Raw genomic sequence first — 21322 nt, forward strand, 5'->3', positions numbered from 1 at the left:
ATGAAACTATGGATGGTGCAACCCGAATTCAGATATTGGTTTTGTGAAAGGCTTAACGGGCATTTTGTCGGAATACATGCACATGGAGGACAGTACAATTTCAGCGGAGTCAATTTTTCAGAAAACATGAAAAATTTTAATTATCAGGGTGATTTTTATGGAGCTGGTATATCTTATGGATACCAATGGATTATAAATAATCGTTGGGGAATTGAGGCCTCTTTAGGCGCAGGATTTGTTCATTTCAAGTATGATAAATATCCTTGCGCCGAATGTGGTTCTAAAATTAAAAGCGACTCAAAGAATTATTGGGGGCCAACTAAAGTAGGCATTAGTTTCATTTATTTTATTTTTTAATTTTTGTTTGTTATGAAAAATAAAGGTATTCTGCTTGGAATCATAATTATAGCTTTTCTTTGTATTGATCTTCATGCTCAACAGATACAAAATAATATATATGTAAATGATACTAAAGTTTATCAGGAGGGGGATAGCATAATCATAGAAATGACTATAGATGGCAGTAAAGCAAAACTAGCATCAAATGAAGTTCTACTGTTGACACCGGTCATTAAAACAGATAATAATATCAAAGAGCTATATCCTATCATTATCAAAGGAAATATTAGATATAAAGCTGATAAACGGACTCAGTTTTTTCAAAATAACAGAATGAAAAATGACATTGAACCTCTAAGGATCAATGAAGTATCTGTAATCTACTATAAACAAAATATTCCGTACGAACAATGGATGCAAGAGGGCATTATATATATGAAACAATTGATTACAGGGTGTGCAGAATGTTTAAAAGCAGAAAATTGGGATATTATTGGAGATGGAGTTCATGTAGAAAAAAAAGAGATAGAAAAACCTGTAGTTAAATTCATGGTATCTTATGTGGTACCGGAAACAGAGATTATTAAGAATAGAGACTACGAGGGTTCGGCTTTTCTTGATTTTCAAGTAGGCAAATCTATTATTATTCCTGAATTTAGAGATAACTATAGTGAGCTTAATAAAATAGAGAATGTACTGAATCAGCTCAAAGAAAATAACAATGCAACAATCAAAATGATTTCGCTCATTGGTTTTGCTTCACCTGAAGGAAATTATCAAACAAACCGGAGATTGTCTTCATCAAGAGCACAAGCTTTGGAAATATATATTCAGAAAAAATTTAACTACAGTAATGATTTATTTAATGTAGAACAAGGAGGTGAAGATTGGAACGGATTAGAAAAACTTGTTTCTGTATCCGACTTGTCGGATAAAAGCAGAATTTTAGATATTATAAATTCGTCAGCATTGGAAGATGTGAAAGAACAAAGACTGAAGGCTTTGAGTACTACATACAGAATATTATTAGAAGAATACTTTCCTAAGTTAAGAAGAGTTTACTATAGATTAAATTATGTTGTGCGAGCTTTTTCTGTCGAAGAAGGGAAGGTCATTGTAAAGACAAATCCTGGACAGATGAGTCTCAATGAAATGTTTCTTGTTGCTAACAGCTACGAAAAAGGGAGTAAAGAATTTAAAGACGTCTTTGATATTGCTGTTCGGATCTTCCCTAAAGATATGGTTGCCAATATAAATGCGGCAGCCATAGCACTTGAAGATGGTAATATTCAAGCTGCTCATAGATATTTAGATAATTATAGAGATGTTTCTACATCATGGAATAACTTGGGAGTCTTATATACTTTAGAAGGAAATTTAGATAAGGCAAAAGAATTTTTTAATAAGGCTCAAAATATAGGAGTAACAGAAGCCACCGAAAACCTAAAAAAGATTAATCAGTTAGAGGATTATGATATGAAAATAAAAGAAATAAGAGAAATCAAAACTAATAAATAGGAAAGAATATCCATAAAGAAAATAAGAATAGAGGTATTTCAATAGGAACTAACTATGATCGTATTCTGTTAGTTTCGAGATCAGAAGTTTCGCTACTTGTAGAGGTCGCCACAGAGCTGAATAAAGATAATATTAGGTCTAGAATTAGATATGTTCCTTTGTAAGGATTGCTTCGGAGTCAAGACAAAGATTATTAAGAAACTATATTACTAGGAGATAAAAAGAAATTTGGGTAACAGCAGGAATTCTAGCAACCTTGGGAAGTCTAATGAGCTGAATTAGTTTCGATTAGATCTGACAGTTAAAGAGCAAACAATTAAGTTTGTATTGGATCAAAAACAAAAAAAGTTTAACCCTTTAAAATGTCAGAAAAATGAGTTTAGAAACAAAAGTAATTAAAAGCCGTTTAGGATATTATCCTTAGCCGAAGAATTAGGCAATGTCTCGAGAGCTTGCAAGTATTTAGGTTATAGTCGTGAGAATTTCTATCGCTACAAAGATTTATTTTCGGAAGGCGGAGAACAGGCACTCAAAGACATGAATCGTCGAGGACCTAATGTCAAGAATCGTATTGAGTCGCATATTGAAGAACGTGTTATTGCTTTTGCGATTGAGAACCTTGCCTTTGGTCAAACCAGAGCTTCCAATGAATTGAAGAAAGAAGGTTTATTCATCTCTCTTGCAGGTGTACGCTGCGTTTGGCTATGTCATGACGAGCCGAAAGAAACTGCAAGAGTTTGAGCGGCTAAGTCTTTTAATTTCTGAGTCGTAGGTATATTATCCCAAGCTACATTTTCTTTTATATCATAGCAAGGCACACCATTATCATCTAATTCGATTTGTACGACTCCAGTAGGATAATCAACCTTTTTCAATTAAAGCGTTTAATCCCTTATTTTTGAAATTGTCTAGTATTTCTTTTCCTAGTTTATCGTTACCTACTGTACTTACTACTTGGCTATTAAATCCGAATTGTGATACATGATATGCGAAATTAGCAGGAGCGCCGCCTATTTTCTTTCCATCGGGCAACATATCCCATAATGCTTCACCAATTCCTACGATAATCAACTTATCTTCTCCCGTTGTTTTCATGATATTAAACTTGATTTGTTTATATTATACACCAAATTTAGAAGAAGAAAGATTGAAAAACATCTAGATTAGTCAATGATTTAATGGGAACGATTGCGGGAACGTTCTCAAAATCTGCAAACGTTTTCATTTATCAAAATTTTCTCATTTTAGAATTTCGTGTGATAAATATGTAATACATTTCACAATATCAAACAAATCGAATCAAACTAAAAAACTACAAATCGACTATAGAATTGATCTATACACTTGTCGAATTTCAACTTAGCCAATATAATGAGAATCAATTTGAATATGACCGTTCTCCTAAAAAGATTATGAGACATGACCTCAGTTCTCAACAACTTACAAATATTATTCCTGATAGTATACAAAAATCTAAGTAGAAGCTAGTTGAAGAGAAATAAATAACTCTTTAAAACTAGAAATCGTATCATTGTTTGCTTCATAAAGAGATGTACTCCCTGTTTATATTAGTCTGATAATCAAACGAAATCATCAGTCTTGAAATTTATATTCTATATTCAATCTAATAGTTAGAATATAGCCGGTAAATCTCACCGTCGTCTCAATTTAAAAACCAGCCCCTTTAGATGGCACCTATTTTTTATTGCTAGAATATAATGTGGAGGACTTATATGTACTCTTCGCATACTTAGAAGGACAATGGGTTGTTAATCAGAGTATTTCCCAAAATAGTTACTTATATTCATATCATAATTTTAAAATTTAAAAGTAAAATGATGAAGAATTTTTTAGTGATTGATTCAAATACCTTCAACGAAATGTTGTCTGTGTTTACAAAGTTTGTTGACCGCTTTGAAGTATTGAGTGAAAGATATAAGGAAAAAGAAAGTATCAAATAGCTAGATTCTCAGGATGTGTGCCAAATCCTAAATATCCAACCACGAACTCTGCAAAGTTATCGAGACAATGGCAAACTGGGCTTCTCTCAAATTGAGGGAAAGATATTCTATCGAAATGAAGATGTACAGAAGTTATTGGATGAAAATAAATTTAATACGTTTAATAATAAAAAGTAAACCGAGATGAAAGAACTGAATTCTAAAGATCCAAGAATTATCTACTTCTTTAATTCTTTGGATCGTATTACGAATAAACTGGAGAGCCTTCTTAGTATCTGGTCGTCTGTTTATTCATCCGTTTATCTGTTAATCTATTAATCTATTGATTCATCTATCGAGAAATCCATCGGTTCACCCATTCACTTATTTATCCATCCGCAAAAATGAATAAGTTATACTGTGTTTTAAGCATCCTGTTGTGCTTTGTCGCATTTTGTCGTAATTTGTCATAGCTGAGCGGGTTGTCTTTTCCTTGTCTCGTCAAGATTTAAGATGACAAGACAAGTTAATTTAAACCTGACTTTACAGGGGAAGCAAATAATAAATGAAAATTAATACATGAAAAATATCCGAATCAGACCGAAATTCAGATAGCATGAAACTCTGATTTCAATACTATATGAAGCTTACAATAATTTCACCCAAAAATCTGCTAAATGGGACAATTTGCTATAAGGTAAATTTAAATGCACGGGCATTTTGCGAGTTGTGTTTTTGTCTGACAAAATGAATTTGTCAGACAAAAACTAACTCGCCCAACCCTGAAGGTTTGGGGATGATTTCCGACTTTGGAGGAAATCATAAGATCTATCTACGAAGTGTTTACAACAAGTATAATCAAATAATGAAATGGGAAAGAAAACAGTAAAAGATCCAGCTATCCATCATGAACTCAGTTCCAATATGAAGTCGAAAGATGTCCAGCGATGTATAGACAGAGCTATGAAACAGGCAGCAATAGGCAAAAAAGATGCACCCAGACTATTGTCCGATAATGGGTCTTGCTATATAGCCAAGGATCTGGGCGAGTACTTAAGCTCTGAACAGGGCATAAAGCATATCAGAGGTAAACCCTTGCATCCGCAGACCCAAGGGAAGATCGAGAGGTATCACCGCTCCATTAAATCAGTTGTTCTTCTGGATAATTACTACTGCCCCGAGCAACATGTATGTGCTATCGATCAGTATGTAAGGTATTACAACACCGAGCGCTATCATGAATCTTTGGATAATCTTACACCTGAGGATGTTTATCTGGGACGAGGTGAACGAATACTAAAAGAAAGACAAAAGATTAAGGAGAATACACTCAGGCAACGCAGAAATAGGTATCAGATGGAAAAACTACTTGATTCGATTACAGCAAACTAATATTTTTTGTTTTTTAGTGTCCTCCCACTAAATTATGAGGACTTGAAAAACGAAAAATATGAAACTATTTTACTATGTTTAAAATCCAAAACACTTAAGCCGTGGTGGTGAACATTAGTTTGAAGATTTACACCTATTCTTTAGAGCATTGGTTATAATTTGCTTTAGATATCGTAAATGCTTGACTGTTGAATTATGACCGCAATCGCAAACAGATTTCAGATAGACTTCATAATCAGTGACGAACTGAAAATCTACACTCCGAATAGACAAGTCTTCTTTTTTGTATTTGTGCAGGATAAAATCGGCTACACGTTTTCGGGTGGTTAGATATTTCGATAGGGTTGTATTTCGAATTGTTTTACCGACCAAACTCCTTTTTTGCTCTACCTTCATGTCGTATAAAGCTAGAACCGTGTTTTTTCTTATTTCTTTGCCCAAGTAGGTGTCACGGAGTTTGTCGGCTGTCACATAGCCGTCATTTTCAAGGATAGCTTTATAGTGCTTGTCTAGGGCGATCTTTATTTTATCCAAAGCATCATTGATTGTTACAGCTTCTTTTGTTCTTCCTATTGCCCTACCTGTTTGACTCCACATTTCAGGCTTAACAAATTGTAGGTAACTAAACTCGGATTTATCTCCACTGATAGAAATTCTAACACTGATAGAGGCTAATCCGTTGCTGTTTACTCTTTTCCTAGTCAGAAAAAGGATTCGATAAGTACTGTTCATAACTCAAAATTTTCACGATTAGACAAAATTATTGACTATCGCTTAGACTTTTAGCTCTCCGGATAAGGCCAAGTTAGGTCATTGTAAGTCTCTTAAAACCAGTGAGTAAATTAACGGAAAGTGAACAAAACGAAGTTGTAATCTTTGTTCACTTATTTTTCACTCAACTGCTGTCTTTTAGTGTCTTTTATTGGCTTCGGTGAAAAAGAAAAAAGTCTACTAATCTACTGATTAACAGACTCTATGTCTTTGTTTGGCATTTTCTGGCTTTTGACCTTTTTGCCGTTTAGTGAGCGTTGACGGATTTGTGTATCTTAGCCCTATTTAATTCAATATCAAAAGCTTGCATTATATCTGCACCTTGCACTACATTCAAATTATTTATTTACCCGCCAAATTTCAAAAACAAACTTAATAAAGTTAGAGGGATAATACAGCTCTTTCTGTGAGGTACCATCCCTTATTTAGATATCTTATGTTTTTTAAGAATATATAAAGTGGTGTAATTTCTATTTTGACTTCTCTCAACTTTGCTAGCGAAACAAAAAATACAGCCTATGGAATTTGTAAAAGTAAGAGAGAAAGATCTCAGCACTCTGGAAAATAAGATAGATCAGATATTAGACATCATGACTCGAAATAAAATAGTGCGAACTCCATTAACAGACAGTTTGACCTTTAATAGATTTTTTGAAGAATATTCTTTCATGAAAAAGCAAATTACTCGCTATAATAAAAATTCCATCTTTGGTATTAAAAGTCACCAGCAAATTGCAGTATCAAAGCCAAAGTAAGATAGATGAATTTTGTAAAAGATCTTTTTATGAACTATTGAATATCAAGTATGCAATTTACATATAAATAATTTCTAACATCTTGGATATTTTAAAATCTTTTGAAGGGTAACTACCTCTTTCTTTATATTTTTATTGCTAGATTTTTTTTTGATATAAAAGAGACAGAGAGATATAATTCCTAAAAAAAGAACTAATCTCTCTGCCGAATTAAAATAAGTAGTGTTGTAAAAATTCCTTTTTAAGGAAGCTTTGTCAATGTCATGTTGCTGATCTCATCAAGAATTCCACTTCCTAGTAGAGCAGATTCTTGATAATAAGTAAGGGATGTTATTCCATTTCGAGGATTATCTATAGTCGAAAAAGAATACCTATAATGTTCACCTCCTATATCAATATTTGAGATATAAGGTTTACCAACGTTAAAAGAGAAATCTTGTGTCAGATTTGTAGGCAAAAGGCTTATTTTCATCAGGCTACCTAATTGATATAATAACTGAAAGTCTATATTTAGCGATCCATCTATTTGATTGAAATCAAGAATTAAAGGAAATTTATTATTCGCAAGTCCAGGTAATCCTGTACTACTTAAAATATAGGATTTTTTATCTTCCTTGACATCCAATTTAGCCTCTACTATTCTGTTTTCTCCTTTTATATTGATAAAATTTAGTTCCCAATTACCTAATAACTCTTCATATTTCAATACGGTTTGATTTATGAGTACAACATATTCCTTATTGCCAGAACTAATGGTTAGTCTACCAACTCTTGGCAGATCAGCCGAAGGTGCATGAATCAAAATAGAATTGTCTTTATACTCATAACTAAACCAATCTCCTTCTTGTTGAATATCTATAGGTGAAGAATTTTTTAAAATCTTAATTTCTCCATTAGCTTCTTCTGCAACAGCAAACAATAAGGATTCCTTATCTATCTGAAATAGGACTCCTTCTTGTAATATTCCTACATATGCTTTATATCCGTTAGTCGTTGTCAGGGTAAGCTGTGCTCCCCTACTGTTAATGCTACTATTTTCAGATATTGTCAATTTAATAGTATTCTGCTCTACAGATAGGGTACACCAATCAGCATCACTGAGAACAGTAATGGGTTGCTCTGATATAAATTGAACTGATCCAACGCCTCCATTACTATCGAAGACGGTAACTGCCTCAGTAATGATAATTTCTGCTTCCTTTTCTTCATAATCATCGTTATCACAACTACTAAGTACAAAGAAAGGAACAAACAGTATTAATAAATAATAATATATATATTTCATATTACTCTAATTTTTATTTTTTCACTAATACTAAATCTTTGAAAACCAGATTCGCATGTATAAGACTATAACCGCCATCAACTCCAACGACTAGCATTCCCACTTGTCCGCTAGAAGCATGACTTGGCACAAATTTAAATGTTAATTTTTCGGCACTCACATCTTCCTCTCCAGTATATACTACTCCTGAGTTAGTATCTAAGCTACCACCACCTTTCCAAGCCAGTAGGAATAATGGTAAATCTCCATCAAGATCTCCCACATAATCTCCTGTCTGGAAATATAGTTTTCCGTTTCTTTTGTCAAATCTAATTGGAAGATCAACTGCGGTAATTCCTCCAAAACCTTTGATCTTGTAAGATATAGCTTCTCTATCAGGAACAAGAGTAATTGTACGACTCACTAATGCAGAACTATAGTTTATAAATTCAGAATTATATTCTCCTAAGAGAGATTCATAATTTCTGTACCCTTCAGGAATACGTCCCTGAAGAACGATTTCTGTTCCTTCTTGTCCTATTGAAACAAACTGGAGTTTCTCTGCATCCCATTTGAAGGATTGATAATCTACTCCATTTATATTGATAGGTTCGTATAAGCGACACCCCTCAGGCGCAAAAATTCCACTGCGGGTTGAAGCAGATTCACCAATAGAGAAACGGAAATCATAGAACTCGGTATCAATATAAAGCTCTCCTAGAACTTGATTATTAGATAAAATTTCGAAATAAGGAATTTCTACAACAGCCTCGCGTTCTACTTTTATAATCTTTTCCAAATATTCTTTATGGTCAACTTCTTTATCTAGCCTAGTTAAAATAATTTTGCGTCTATTCTTCTTTCCTGTCAAAATTATTTTTTCGAGTGTTACATCAGTAAAGACAAATTCATAATCTCCGTCATACCCACTTGGCGGGCTTAAACTTGGATTAGAAAAATAATGAAGCCATTTGTTCTTTGTATCAAAAGTCAATACAGGACCTTCGTTGGCTACTAATTGGTATAGTGATACATCAGGATCATTTACATCCAATTCGCAAAGTACTGTTGTCTCTCCATTTTTATCGAATGTAAATATCATATTGCATCCGCCATAGAATGTATCGTCCGCCCCTGCAAAATATTCCATAATCCAGCCATTAGGTGCATCTTCGAGTATGGCCCTATATTCTTTTAATGCAGCATTCATCCTATTTGCAGCCGAATCATCAAAGATATCGTCAATCTCGCTCCTACAAGATATGTTCAGCAGGTTAGTGATTATAATAGCGATATATATAATTTTTTTCATAATTTTTCAATTCATTTAATGGTTAAGTCTAGCATATCTATTTCATTCAACCTTCTATGAAATACAGCTCTGGTTTCATCCATGTCTATTTTCCACATCTCTTTCATGTAACTTTTGACTATTTTTAGTTTGTTATTTAAGCGCTCTACCCCTTGTGTGCCATGCTTAGCAGAGGCAGCTGTAATAGATTCTAACAATGCATTCCACTTAGCTTCTGTGTAGGTGATATAGATAGAAAAAATTTCTACAAAGTCTTCATTATAGTTAGTTCTTGCATATCGAGTAACGAAACCAAGACTATGAGCTAGCTCTTCTGTGTATTCATCTTGAAATGCATTACCTACATAGCTGTCATCCGATATTTTAGGAAACTCTTTCGAAAAATGTTTCTTTTGATGTAGTATATGGGCAAACTCATGATGCATGGTATGAAAATATCGATCAACGAACATATCGCTATCTAATTTCTCAAGATCTATCCTATCTAAATCAAATAGGGTTATTTTACGTCCTCCTTCAGCTGTTCCTAAAACTACAGTGGTTGAACTTTGCCATGCCGGTGAGCCTACGAAATGAATTACTTTGGGTATATTCATCTTCGTAAAATCAGCATTAACAACTTCGTCATACACACCTAGCCATAGGTGTTGTATAAATTTAGCCATTGCTATAGATGTCTCATAACTTGCTGGAGTCACATCATACAAAAAATCTGATTCGATATCCTCCAATCTATATTTTAATTGAATATTATAGGGAGAATAATTATTTTCAAGCCAAAGATCAAATTTATTCTTTTCGTATTTGCTGTCTACAAATATGCTATTTTCCTCATCCACTTTGTCATCACAACTTGCAAATGCAAAAGCAAATAGAACAAGAGATATTATGTAATAATATATATTTTTCATAATTATATTTATCTAATTTACTATTTTTTTTATCTAGGATTAGGAACTAAGCCACCTTGTATAACTTCTTGAGGTACTTGTACAGCCCTTCGTTTGTCGTCTTTTTTCAATATATCTTGCTGAGTATATACTCCGGTAAATTCATCATAGGCTCTTCTTTCTATTTCTATACCAAACCTCTTGATGTCAAACCATCTTAAACCTTCGTGTAGTAATAAGATTCTTCGTGCAAAAAGTATACAATGAATGAAACTCTCTTTCTCACTTCCATCTTCTATGTTCGGTACGTTAAGTTTTTTCTTAGGTGTAGGAGCTTTTGTGCTGTAATAAGGCATTTCTGAATATAGGGAGTGAATATCAGAACGAATTGCTATTTTCCCTCCATTAATAAAGGCTTTTGAGAAGATGGCCAGATCAGCCGTAGCTTTATCAAATTCACCTGTCATCGCGTATGCCTCTGCCCTTGACAGTAATACTTCTTCGGCTGTGAATAAAGGAAATACCGATCTTCTGTACCCTATACCGTTTACCTTGTCTGTATATTCAAAGTAGTATCCTAACTTAAAACTAAAAGATTTCTGCGTCGCACTAAGCGTATATATTCCCAAATAAGGGAATCCGGTTCCGGTGGCAGGATTATACCAAGGAGAGAGTGAATTTCTGGGCAGTTCGGTTGAAGCTATTCCTTGATGAAAACTAAATCTTACACCTACATTATATGGACCGAAAAAGAGTCCTGCTGAAGAAGAAGGAGATGCAATTAAAAAATTGCACGGAAGTGAAGAGTCTGTAAAGCGAGTAGAAGCTATTACCCCATCACTTGTTGATGATTGATAAACCCAGTTTCTCATCATTGAGGCAGGGTCTTCCTCTAGTACCTTATTGGCATATTCAATGACTTTGGGATAATTACCACTATATAAATAGAAACGCACAGCAAGAGCATAAGCAGAGTTTCTGTTGAAGTGATACTTATAGGCCTCCTTTGCAGAGTGTAACTCATCGTTTATCAAAAGCAACCCATCTTCTATATCCTTTTCTATTTTTTTATATACTTCTTCAACAGTACTTCTGTCTACTTCAGGATTCACAGAATTAGTAGGTTCTGTCATATATGGAATACCTAAATCGGTGCTTCCGGCTTTATAATGCATAGAAAAAATGTTAACTAGAGTAAAATGATTATAGGCACGAGCTATCAGAGCTTCTCCCTTTTGCGGCATCATGTTTTTTGGTTCGCCCATATTTTCAATCGCTTGGATAATATAATTACTAGAAGCAATAGCATTATAATAAGTAGTCCAAAGTGATTCAATACCATCACTATCATTTTCTTTAATATCTTTCCAGAAGTATACTTCTTTCAAGAAGTCTATATTATCATCAAAATCATCATATCTTGCACCTCTGTCATCAGCATTGTCAGACATTAATTCGGTCAATATATTATAGTGCGACGAAGGATAAACAGAAATCAGCATTCTGTTTATATTTTCTTCTGTCTCAAGATTTGTCCTATTATCTGGTTCAACATCCAAAAAATCATCACATGACATTACGATTAATGGAAGTATCGTGAAAATCAGTATATAATGTATATATTTTTTCATATTCTTCATTTTATAAACCTAACCTAAGTGTAAATGTAAATTGTCTTGGAACAGGAGCAGAAACTCCACCCGATCTGAAAAACTCTGGGTCTTGTCCGTTTAACTTGGAATCAGAATAAAGTAGAAATAAGTTTGTAGCTTGCAACTTCAGCGATAATGCATTAATTTCTTTAGGCAGAATCGTTTTAGGGATATCATAAGTCAACGAAACTTCTTTCAGACGGATAAAATCACCTTTAGCTATTCGCTCAGTAGAATAGTTGTATGCGTTATATGCTTTCTTCAACCCAGTTATATCATGATCCTGTCTGGCACTCACAATGACAGGTACATTTGTTACATTCTCATCACCAGGCATTACCCAACGGTTTTTAAACTCTCTTGGCATGGCATCCAAATCGCTATATTCATTTTTAAATGCAGGGTCTAGTCTTATTACATTACCCAAAGAGTATGTAAGAAATGCATTTAGTCTGAAATTTTTGTACCTGAATACGTTGCCTAAACTACCCGTTACTGTAGGTGCTGTAGATCCTTCATATTTTAAGAAATCTAAATTCCCGTTGTTCTCATCTCGAAGTTGCAGATTGATGCCCGATATCGTATTATTTCCATCAGGACCAATAAATGTTGGAATCCCTTCTTCGTTTAAGCCATCGAAACGTATTGAGAATAATCCTCTATGAGGAAATCCTTGTCTAGGTGCACCCATACCGGAGACTAAATCTATAATTCTTGGTGTAGCCATAAGATCAGTGATCTCGGTGTCGACATAACCAAAAATAAAGTCTGTATTCCAAGAAAAATCTTTGCTGACAATATTTCTAGATGAAATAGAAAATTCAAATCCGTCAGATTTCATTTCAGCAGCATTTGCATAAGGGGTAATATCCCCTGTCACTCCAGTTGTTGGAATCATACCTAGTAAATCATAGTTCGTTCGTTTGAACCAATCCATAGTCAAGTTTAGTCGATTATCAATGAATCCTAATTCAGCTCCAATATTAAACTCGTGCTTTTTCTCGTAAGTCAAATCGGCATTTGCTATATCGGCGATACTAATTCCTGTTTCTTTCATATTGGCTAATGGTCTCCATGGATTGTAGTTCTTAATGATGACCGAGGAATTTGATATTGACTGAATTCCAACGTCACCTGTAAGACTGTACGATAATCTCAATGCGGCATGAGACAAGATCGGGGTAACTTTTTCAAAGAAGCTTTCTTCGGTAAGAGTCCATTTACCGGAAACATTCCATGTAGGTAGCCAGCGTGCAGATGATCTGTTCTTAGCTCCTACTCTATTTGATCCTTCATAACGCACAGTCGTAGATAGTGCGTAACGTCCAAGATAGCTGTAGCTTCCCATAGCAAAGAAGGCTGCTGTACGTCCATCTGTTCTTGCTAAATCATAATAATTTGAATTTTCTTCTAATCCTTGTTTGAAGAACCAATATGAATAGAAAGGGATCATTCCACTATCATATTGAGTACCAACCCCCATATATTCACTCATATTACGCTGAACTGAGTTTAACTCCATTCCTCCATAAAAATTAGTTGCATGAGTTTGATCAAAAAGTTTATTCCATGTCCCTGATAAACGAAAGTCATAACCTAGCATTTTACGGTTGGTAGTATTGTGGAATCCTCCATAAGGTAATACTGATATAGGAAGTGCAAAATCAACTTCTGGATCTGTATATAAGAAAGGGTTATCTTCTGCTATTGTTGCATCATCCATAGCCCTGTAGGCTAGAGCTTGATTAGAGGCATCTTTTATATTATGTTCTTGGCTAGTAGTACTGTACTTCAAGGCTCCAAGTAAATTAAGTTCAAACTCGGGTACTATTTTCCATGTTAGATCTGCCTGAAACTTCAAATCCGTAACTCCAAACTCCATATAATTATTATCCAATTCATTGAAAATATTGAATGGAGCATAGTTTTTAGTATAGTATGTATATGGATTTAATGCTCTAGAACTATTGATGGCAAAACTGTATGGATTTATATCAAAATCTCTTTTCACCTCTCCTGATACTACATCCAGCGTTTGACTTAATGTACCCGGGGCTCTCTGTTTTCTATAACTACCTGTTGTTATCATATTAAGAGTCAGGTTATTTAAGACTTTAAACGAGGCGTTCAGACTTCCTGTAAATCGCTGAACATCACTCTGTTTGTACCATCCAGGGTCTACCATTGCACTCATCGAACCATAGAAAGTAGCCCTCTCTGTCCCTGTTGACAAGCTGACTGAATGGTTTTGAACAATATTAGTACTGAATAATTCATTAAACCAATTTGTGTTTCTCATTTCAGCATTTTGTAAATACCTATTACGAGATACCTCATTGTTTGCAAGTCCAAATTGTCCTGATATTGGATCATATTGGTCAATAAGTCTATACATGTTTCCATAAACACCACTCGATGCTTTACGAAATGTTTCAGCAAAATTCAACCAACCTTTTTGTTCCATTTCTCTATAGATACCCATCTGTTCTTGAGAATCCATGATATTGAATTCTTTATAATAAGGTTTCATTCGAGTCGTGAATTCGCCTGTATAGTTTATTCTGCTAACTCCAGCTTTTCCTTTTTTCGTTGTAACAACAATTACCCCCGACATAGCTTTGGCTCCATATATTGATGTAGCCGAACCGTCTTTAAGTATTTGAAAACTTTCGATATCATCAGCACTGATACCTGCGATAGCAGAACTAATTAAGGTTTCTGCATCTCCGGATGAGAGATTATCAGCATCCACTTCGATAACATCTTCCATAATCACACCATCAACTACCCATAGGGGTTTAGAACTTCCATAGATAGAAGTGGCTCCACGCACTCTAATTTTGGGTGCTGCTCCGAAAGTACCAGATACATTCTGTACGCTAACTCCTGCTGAACGTCCCTCTAGTCCTCTACTGATTTCAGCAACACCATCAAGCAAAACATTTTCTGCTTTTAGTTGATCAGCTGCTCCTGTAAATAGACGCCTGTCTATTTTGGTCATACCTGTAACGACAACCTCTTTAAGCTGTTGAGAATCTGTCGATAATTGAACTTTCATTTGCAATTGAACAGGAAGTACCATTTCTTTAAAGCCAATATATGAAAAGGTTAATTCCGTAGCATCAGAAGGTATGCTCAGACTAAATTTTCCATCAACATCGGTGGTAGTTCCTACTGTTGTACCTTTAATAGACACAATAGCACCTATTAGAGGCTCACCAGTATCATCCATTACGATTCCTTGTACATTTTTAGTTTGTCCAAAAGCGAACAGTACACTTATGACAAAACAAAAAAAGGTTAAGATTGGTTTTTTTTTCATAAATTAAAGATTCTATTAGTAAGGTTATTAGTGAATGAAAAATATTGTGTTTGAATTAAAAAAAATAAATATTTGTATAGCAAATAATAATTATGTGTTAATATAGTAGCCCTATTTTAACTGTGTTTAACGTCAAAGGTATATTTTTAAATTTATAAAACAAAAATTAATTAGCAAGAAGATACTCAATTATCAATATCTATATCTATATCTATATCTATATCATTTTGCTAATACTACTTTCCTAAAATAAATAGTATTTTGCTATGCTAATTAATGTTCTAATACGATTGCATTGATAGTAATGATTGGCAGAGTTTTTTATCCGTAGGCCCAACATGAATTAATACAGGCGACATCATTGCAATGGAAATTAATGCTCCTTCCAACCACCAAGAGAGATAAGGAATATCTGCATGGAAGATTATTATTGTAATAAAAAAGTAAAACAAGAATGCTGAAATTGTTGAGTATCGGGGCAATTTTTGTATAATCATTGGGATTATGTCTATAATGCCAACGATTAAGCCGATGATAGCGGATAAAAGTAGTGCGTTCATTGTTTTGTTATAATTTGTTTTCTTTTTCCATCAGTAGCATATTGATATTTCCCATATACTGTTTTCCTATAATATGATAACCGACTTTTCTATAAAGATGGAGAGTATTGGGTGTCTCATCTCCTGTGAAAAGAACAAATTTTTTACAGAAAGCGAAATGACGCTCAATCTCGTACATAAGGGCTTTACCTATTCCTTTATTTTGAAAATCAGGGTCAACAATTAATTTTCCTACATGACAAATATTTTCATCATCAAGAAAGCCCCTAACAGAGCCAACAATTTTTTCTTCAAAAAAACATTTCAAAATTGTATTATTTTCAGCTTCATCTTGTAATTCTTCTATTGTTTGCAAAAGAGGTGGAAGATCGTATTTATTCATTAGTTTCGCAACTTCTGCAAAAGCCTTTTTTTGTATATAGAGAATCGTCTCTAAATCTTTCGTAGAAGCGACACTTATCTTATAATTCATTTTGTTTATCCATTTTTATCAAAGCAATCTGATTTCCTGCTTTATCGGTTCGTTGTTCAATTTCGTAAGGGATATATCCCAATTTGGTATAGAGCAAGATGCCTTTAATGTTGTTGTTGAAGCAGGATAACCGCAATTCAGATACGTTGTATTTGTCGGATGCTATTTGTTCCATTGTCTTTATAAGAAATGTACCTATTCCTGAATTACGATAGTCAGGACTTATAATAACATTGCCAATAGAACAATAGTGATTCTGTACCACTTCGTAGAAATTAGCAAATCCGACAACCTCATTATTCAGTACAATAACTGTTGAATCGTATCTGTTGCTGACTGCAACCTCTAATTGAGGTACAGTTAAGGGATATTCGGCTTTGGGAAACATGAAGTATAATTCTTCCGCATTCTGGGGAAGATTGCATATTATCTCAAAGTCTTTCGTCTCAACAGGACGGTATGATAAATTAGGATTTGCAGCCATATATTAAATACATCAATTAGATTAATTGCAGAATAAAAGTCCTATTCTATTAAGAAATAGGACTTCTTATGCAGAAATAAATTTTCTATTTACCCCCAATAATCATATAATAATGCCATTTCATTCCATTAGGGAGTAAGTTTGTTACTGTTGAAGGTTGGTCGGTATCCGTATTTTCTCTTTTTTCAACGACCATGTTCCAACCTTTTTCAAGTTTCAAATTATATGTTGTTGTAAATCCCCACCAGTCACTTGTTGTACCTGTTATTTTTACGGAACTATCACAATAGATATAATATAATTCGTATCTGATGTTTTCGGATTCTATATATTTTGAGTAGACCAACGCTCCCAATATATTATCTGAATTTTCTTCATAACAAAATATATCTACAAATGACAATGTTTTAGCTTCATGATTGTCGATTGTAAGTCCTTCGGGCATATCTTTGTCTATATTGCGGAGTAGAGACTCATCAGGATTTTGTGGAAGCGTGAAAGACATACGTTCTTTATTATAAGGAATACTTAGTAACTCTTGAGCGATAGCCCCTTCTGTTTCAGGGACAGTTGCAGGAAACATCTTTCTGGCTACCAATTTGACCTCTTTGATAAGCGAATTACTATTTTGTATATCTTCCATAGATATTTCTTGTATAAGCCCAACAGTCACAAATTTTTCAGTAGTATCTTCATCATCATTGTCACAAGCACAAAAGATTGTGCTAATTGTTAGTGCTGCAACAGCAAATAGTAAAAATCTGATAGTTTTCATAAGTGTAAGTATCGTATTAGGTAAATTAATTTCTGAAAATCGCTGATAAATGTAAGTATAAATTCAATATGTTAAATCTAATGTTTTATTTATTTTATATAAAATATAGGGCGCTGGCTATAAGAGGGTTATGCGAGAGAATGGAAAAATAATAAATTTCATTTATGAACCCTCTGTTCATATAAATCTATTTGAAATAAAACATTATCTTTGATGCCATAATAAGAGAAAATGAACAACCTTAGTTTTACATACGGCTTCTATTACTTTTATCCTAAAGATAAGAGCAGGGTTAATTTGTAAAATGGTAATATATATACTGTAAGCCTTGTCTCCTTTGACAGGGCTTTTTTTATTAAGCATAAAGAGATATGAAATTTGAATCAGTACAAGTAAAACTTAAAAACAACGAGATAGTTGAAATACGGGAAGCCGAAATAGGTGATGCTGCGGAATTGCTGGTCACTAAAAAAAGATATATAGGAGAAAGTGAATTTATTCCTCTTACAAAAGAAGAATTTAGTTCAACAGAAGAAACAGAAAAAAGTTGGATACAATCTTATATTGACAATGAGAACAGTTTGCTTTTGGTAGCAACCCATCAAAAACAAATTATCGGTAATATGGATATTACTGGTGCTTCCAGAAATATGCTTAAACATACGGCTATGGTTGGAATAGGAATAGTAGAAGAATGGACAAATATAGGATTAGGAACTGAACTTTTCAGGTGTGGGCTTCATTGGGCAAAAAACAATCAGATTCTCGAACTGTTATGGCTGAATACTTTTGCTACCAACAAAGGTGGATTGAGGTTATATGAGAAATTCGGATTTGTAGAAACAGGTAGATTAGAACACTTTATAAAAATGCCAAATGGGAAATATGTAGTTAATATCTCAATGGCATTAAAATTAAGATAGTTTAAACACTGTCAATTAAACTGTTAGATTACTGATAGAAAAAAATAATTAGTCATTTAATGAATTGATCCCTTGTTCTTTAAGTTTTTCAAGGTGGTTTTTCATTGTCAGAACTTGTTCAGTCGAGTGCCCTTCCCAAACCGTAACTTCACCAACAACTCTAAATGGGTGGGTCGAACGATAAGACTTTGTAGGATTACCAGAGAATTTCTTATCGGTCAAATCAGGGTCATCTTCTATTTCTCCTGTCGGTTCCACTAAATAAATTCTCTCTTGTTCATCACCTGAGGCGATTTCTGCTCCCCAGATTGCAGCATCTAATGTGGCGGTAAGAAAAATATATCTTGCATTCTTCTGTTGTCCATAATTAGAGTTGAAACCAACTTCAATCAGATCTCCCATTTTTAAGTCAACCTTTGTCCCGTGAAAATAGGTTTGAACGAAGGGCGTTGCACGTTTTCCACCTGATTGCTGCTCGTTTTTGCTTTCTCCCATTTTTTAATATTTCTTTAATTGTTGGTCGGTCTTTTTGTATTACTCGCTAACTTGAAAATGACGTACTTTCTATTCAATGGGTAGCTGTCCTAACCGCTTCAATATAAGGTAACGTAAGCGATCTTGATGTACATCACCCCATTGCCCCAATGCTGAAATGACAGGCATTAAAGTTTCTCCGAATTCCGTCAGGTTATACTCTACCTTAGGTGGAACTACAGGATAAATCTTTTTTGTAATTAATTCGTGTTCTTCCAGTTCTTTAAGTTGCATATTTAAGGCTCTGCGGGAAGCATCGGGAATTTTACGTTGTAATTCACTTGGACGTTTATACCCCTCATGGATAAACCACAATAAGCGAATTTTCCATTTACCGTAAAGGACTTCACCAATCAGGTCAAGACCACAGTTCAAATTTAATGGTATCTTTCTTTCATACATAAGCACAAATATATCCATATATTCAAAATTGAACAATAGGGAATAATTATTCCCTATTCGATTCGTTTTTCCGTACTTGTATGAACTTGGCATATAATCTAATTTTGTATCGGGAAAATAAGATTAAGAATTAAAAAAATAAAAACAATGGATTTAAAATTATCGAAAGTCGTTTCAGATTTATTATCTGCACAGAAGGACTATAACAGCCATGCTTATGCCGATTGTTTTTCAGAGACCGCACTTGTCATTGACGAAGAAAAGGAGTATAAGGGTAAAAGGGGGATAAAGAACTGGATCGAAAAAGCCAATGAACAATATAAAACAGCAATGGAGCCAATCAGATATTCAGGAACCTATTCAACGGGTATCCTTACCGCCCTAATTTCAGGAGATTTTGATGGAAGCCCGATTGCTTTGGATTACCATATGGAAATAGCAGGCAACAAGATTGTCCGTTTAGAAATTACAGTCAGCGATGAGGAATAATTGAAGAAAGAATAATATTTTTGGAAAAGAAATCGCTCTTTGGATTTTTTATGTAAAAGAAAGATAAAAACAGAAGTTTACTCGTTTCTAGATCGTTACCTGTTGAAGGAAAAGAGAATTGTAAGTCGCTCATTTTTAAAAGGAAAGAATAATTGTTATGTCTTGCTGTATGAGTCGTAATATCTTTTTTTATGCCGCACACTTCTGCAATCTCATGAAGATAAGCATTCATTTTTTGATTCGATAAAACAGGAAGAAGGACTCCACTTTTTTGACAAATTGGATGATTTCTATATTTATCCAGAATCTGTTTGGGAATATCTAATAATGGGATATTACACATGTTATTTGTTTTGACTCGAGGTTTTCTTATCCAAAATTCATCTTCATTATCTGTAACCAAATGTTCCTGAGATAAAGTCTTAACATCTGAAAAAGCCAATCCAGTATAGCAACAAAAAACTAATATATCCCTAACCGATGAAAGCCTTTCAATCTTGAATTCTTTACTCATTATCTTTTCTAATTCATGCTGCTCAAGAAATTCTCGCTTAACCTCTTCAAAAGTCACTTTAAAATTCATAAAAGGATCTTTATGAAGCCATTCATTGGCGATGGCAATACGGATAATTTTCTTAAAATTCTTAAGATATTTCATCGTTGAATTATGACAACAATTACGCTCTGTTTTAAGAAAAAATTCATAGTCCTTTACAAACTGATAATTCACATCCTCAATTGGAATATCTTCTTTTTGATAATTAAGCTTGATAAATTCTTCTGTATGCCTGTAAGATGTCTCATAACGCTTGACTGTAGAAACAGACATGTCTTTCCCCATCAACTTCTGGCATTTCTTATTATGATCCCTGAAAATTTCCAGTAGCATAATTGGGGGCTTTGTCTCTACACCCAGATACTTATCTACTATTTTGCGAACTGTAATGTACTCTGCATTCAATTCCATCTCACGATAGATTTCCATTAGCCGAAAACGAACCGTATCAAGGCGGCTATTCAATTCTACTGATTTACGATCCTTACCGATTGCTTTCTCCGTCGCCGCATTCCATGATTCGGGTTTAACTGTTAAGTTTATAGAGACCTCCGCTCTTTCTCTATTTACTGTTACTTTTACTTGTACTGGAACTTCTCCGTTTTTAGCAACTCTTGTTCTCTTTACAAAAAACAAAATTTTAAATGTCTTTTTCATACCTTAAATTGTTAAATCATTAATAATAAAAGTACGAACAAGGAGCAGTTAGCATAAAACTGATGCAGCACAATTCTATTATATTCAATGTTTTACATCCATAATCGCTGACAAATCGCTGACAGAGTCTTCTAAAAATAGTTGTCAGCGATTTTGCATGTTAAAATATGCTGAAAGCTCTATTTTTTGCCACTTTACTAAAAACAAAAATCCCTGTAAATGTCTAATTTACAGGGATAATATACATTTTGCTTTCTCAATAAGTGGAGCTGGAGGGAATATTTATCCAGCTATATTTCAGTTCGTTATTATGGT

Annotated in this window: 21 protein-coding genes and 2 pseudogenes; 9 read left to right on the forward strand and 14 right to left on the reverse strand. The window is 34.0% G+C overall.

Annotation, left to right across the window (positions count from 1 at the left end; translation table 11 throughout):
* The 3 genes from JGH11_RS12505 to JGH11_RS20470 all read left to right on the forward strand — a co-directional run.
* A partial coding sequence (locus JGH11_RS12505; RefSeq protein WP_201112252.1) for a DUF3575 domain-containing protein occupies positions 1-357 on the forward strand: 357 nt, incomplete at its 5' end.
* 12 nt (positions 358-369) lie between these two features.
* Positions 370-1857 (forward strand): DUF3868 domain-containing protein, encoded by a 1488-nt coding sequence (locus tag JGH11_RS12510; protein ID WP_201112254.1) that lies wholly within the window; start codon positions 370-372, stop codon positions 1855-1857.
* 411 nt (positions 1858-2268) lie between these two features.
* The gene (locus JGH11_RS20470; RefSeq protein ID WP_201112286.1) at positions 2269-2598 is read left to right on the forward strand and encodes a helix-turn-helix domain-containing protein; all 330 of its coding nucleotides are present in this window, start codon (positions 2269-2271) and stop codon (positions 2596-2598) included.
* Here JGH11_RS20470 and JGH11_RS12520 read toward each other — a convergent pair.
* Positions 2571-2952: pseudogene (locus JGH11_RS12520) on the reverse strand (PfkB family carbohydrate kinase); the annotation flags it as partial. The gene JGH11_RS20470 and the pseudogene JGH11_RS12520 overlap by 28 nt on opposite strands.
* 878 nt (positions 2953-3830) lie before the next feature.
* Between JGH11_RS12520 and JGH11_RS12525 the strand changes: the two are divergent.
* The 3 genes and pseudogenes from JGH11_RS12525 to JGH11_RS12530 form a co-directional block, all read left to right on the forward strand.
* A pseudogene (locus JGH11_RS12525) lies at positions 3831-3995 on the forward strand (helix-turn-helix domain-containing protein); the annotation flags it as partial.
* 6 nt (positions 3996-4001) lie between these two features.
* Entirely contained in the window at positions 4002-4136 is a 135-nt protein-coding gene (locus tag JGH11_RS20475) for a hypothetical protein (RefSeq protein ID WP_255561800.1), read from the forward strand.
* A gap of 531 nt (positions 4137-4667) precedes the next feature.
* Positions 4668-5189, forward strand: a complete 522-nt coding sequence (locus JGH11_RS12530; protein ID WP_201112258.1) for an integrase core domain-containing protein — start codon at positions 4668-4670, stop codon at positions 5187-5189.
* 114 nt (positions 5190-5303) lie between these two features.
* On the opposite strand, the gene JGH11_RS12535 is transcribed toward JGH11_RS12530, so the two are convergent.
* Positions 5304-5921 (reverse strand): phage integrase SAM-like domain and Arm DNA-binding domain-containing protein, encoded by a 618-nt coding sequence (locus JGH11_RS12535; protein ID WP_201112260.1) that lies wholly within the window; start codon positions 5919-5921, stop codon positions 5304-5306.
* A 557-nt stretch (positions 5922-6478) separates the two neighbouring features.
* Between JGH11_RS12535 and JGH11_RS12540 the strand changes: the two genes are divergently transcribed.
* Positions 6479-6715, forward strand: a complete 237-nt coding sequence (locus JGH11_RS12540; RefSeq protein WP_201112262.1) for a hypothetical protein — start codon at positions 6479-6481, stop codon at positions 6713-6715.
* A gap of 241 nt (positions 6716-6956) precedes the next feature.
* Here JGH11_RS12540 and JGH11_RS12545 read toward each other — a convergent pair whose 3' ends face one another.
* The 9 genes from JGH11_RS12545 to JGH11_RS12585 form a co-directional block, all read right to left on the reverse strand.
* Positions 6957-8000, reverse strand: a complete 1044-nt coding sequence (locus JGH11_RS12545) for a BACON domain-containing protein (protein WP_201112264.1) — start codon at positions 7998-8000, stop codon at positions 6957-6959.
* A 13-nt stretch (positions 8001-8013) separates the two neighbouring features.
* On the reverse strand, positions 8014-9291 hold the full coding sequence (locus JGH11_RS12550; RefSeq protein ID WP_201112266.1) for a DUF4302 domain-containing protein: 1278 nt from the start codon (positions 9289-9291) through the stop codon (positions 8014-8016).
* A gap of 11 nt (positions 9292-9302) precedes the next feature.
* Positions 9303-10202 carry a putative zinc-binding metallopeptidase gene (locus tag JGH11_RS12555; RefSeq protein ID WP_201112268.1) on the reverse strand — a complete coding sequence of 300 codons (900 nt, stop codon included), beginning with the start codon at positions 10200-10202 and terminating at the stop codon, positions 9303-9305.
* A 29-nt stretch (positions 10203-10231) separates the two neighbouring features.
* Complete coding sequence (locus JGH11_RS12560; RefSeq protein WP_201112269.1) at positions 10232-11812, reverse strand: RagB/SusD family nutrient uptake outer membrane protein; 1581 nt, start codon at positions 11810-11812, stop codon at positions 10232-10234.
* A 10-nt stretch (positions 11813-11822) separates the two neighbouring features.
* Positions 11823-15155 (reverse strand): SusC/RagA family TonB-linked outer membrane protein, encoded by a 3333-nt coding sequence (locus JGH11_RS12565; protein ID WP_201112271.1) that lies wholly within the window; start codon positions 15153-15155, stop codon positions 11823-11825.
* 281 nt (positions 15156-15436) lie between these two features.
* On the reverse strand, positions 15437-15715 hold the full coding sequence (locus tag JGH11_RS12570) for a hypothetical protein (RefSeq protein ID WP_236263979.1): 279 nt from the start codon (positions 15713-15715) through the stop codon (positions 15437-15439).
* 7 nt (positions 15716-15722) lie between these two features.
* Positions 15723-16187, reverse strand: a complete 465-nt coding sequence (locus JGH11_RS12575; RefSeq protein WP_201112272.1) for a GNAT family N-acetyltransferase — start codon at positions 16185-16187, stop codon at positions 15723-15725.
* Positions 16177-16671, reverse strand: a complete 495-nt coding sequence (locus JGH11_RS12580) for an N-acetyltransferase (RefSeq protein ID WP_201112274.1) — start codon at positions 16669-16671, stop codon at positions 16177-16179. Before JGH11_RS12580 ends, JGH11_RS12575 begins: the two co-directional genes overlap by 11 nt.
* 85 nt (positions 16672-16756) lie before the next feature.
* Positions 16757-17446: a hypothetical protein gene (locus tag JGH11_RS12585; protein WP_201112276.1), complete on the reverse strand. Its 690-nt coding sequence runs from the start codon at positions 17444-17446 to the stop codon at positions 16757-16759.
* 371 nt (positions 17447-17817) lie between these two features.
* Here JGH11_RS12585 and JGH11_RS12590 point away from each other — a divergent pair, with 371 nt between their 5' ends.
* A complete protein-coding gene (locus JGH11_RS12590; RefSeq protein ID WP_201112278.1) occupies positions 17818-18369 on the forward strand; it encodes a GNAT family N-acetyltransferase in 552 nt (183 codons plus the stop codon).
* 48 nt (positions 18370-18417) lie between these two features.
* Here the strand turns inward: JGH11_RS12590 and arr are convergent, their stop codons facing one another.
* Both arr and JGH11_RS12600 read right to left on the reverse strand, forming a co-directional pair.
* Complete coding sequence (gene arr, locus JGH11_RS12595; RefSeq protein WP_201112280.1) at positions 18418-18864, reverse strand: NAD(+)--rifampin ADP-ribosyltransferase; 447 nt, start codon at positions 18862-18864, stop codon at positions 18418-18420.
* A 69-nt stretch (positions 18865-18933) separates the two neighbouring features.
* Positions 18934-19398: a helix-turn-helix domain-containing protein gene (locus tag JGH11_RS12600; protein ID WP_236263981.1), complete on the reverse strand. Its 465-nt coding sequence runs from the start codon at positions 19396-19398 to the stop codon at positions 18934-18936.
* 54 nt (positions 19399-19452) lie between these two features.
* On the opposite strand from JGH11_RS12600, the gene JGH11_RS12605 reads away from it, so the two are divergent.
* Positions 19453-19794, forward strand: a complete 342-nt coding sequence (locus JGH11_RS12605) for a nuclear transport factor 2 family protein (RefSeq protein ID WP_201112282.1) — start codon at positions 19453-19455, stop codon at positions 19792-19794.
* Here JGH11_RS12605 and JGH11_RS12610 read toward each other — a convergent pair.
* Positions 19778-21007: a site-specific integrase gene (locus JGH11_RS12610; RefSeq protein WP_201112284.1), complete on the reverse strand. Its 1230-nt coding sequence runs from the start codon at positions 21005-21007 to the stop codon at positions 19778-19780. The genes JGH11_RS12605 and JGH11_RS12610 overlap by 17 nt on opposite strands.
* Between the last annotated feature and the right edge of the window lie 315 nt (positions 21008-21322).

The sequence above is a fragment of the Dysgonomonas sp. Marseille-P4677 genome (assembly GCF_016652235.1).
Taxonomy (GTDB): domain Bacteria; phylum Bacteroidota; class Bacteroidia; order Bacteroidales; family Dysgonomonadaceae; genus Dysgonomonas.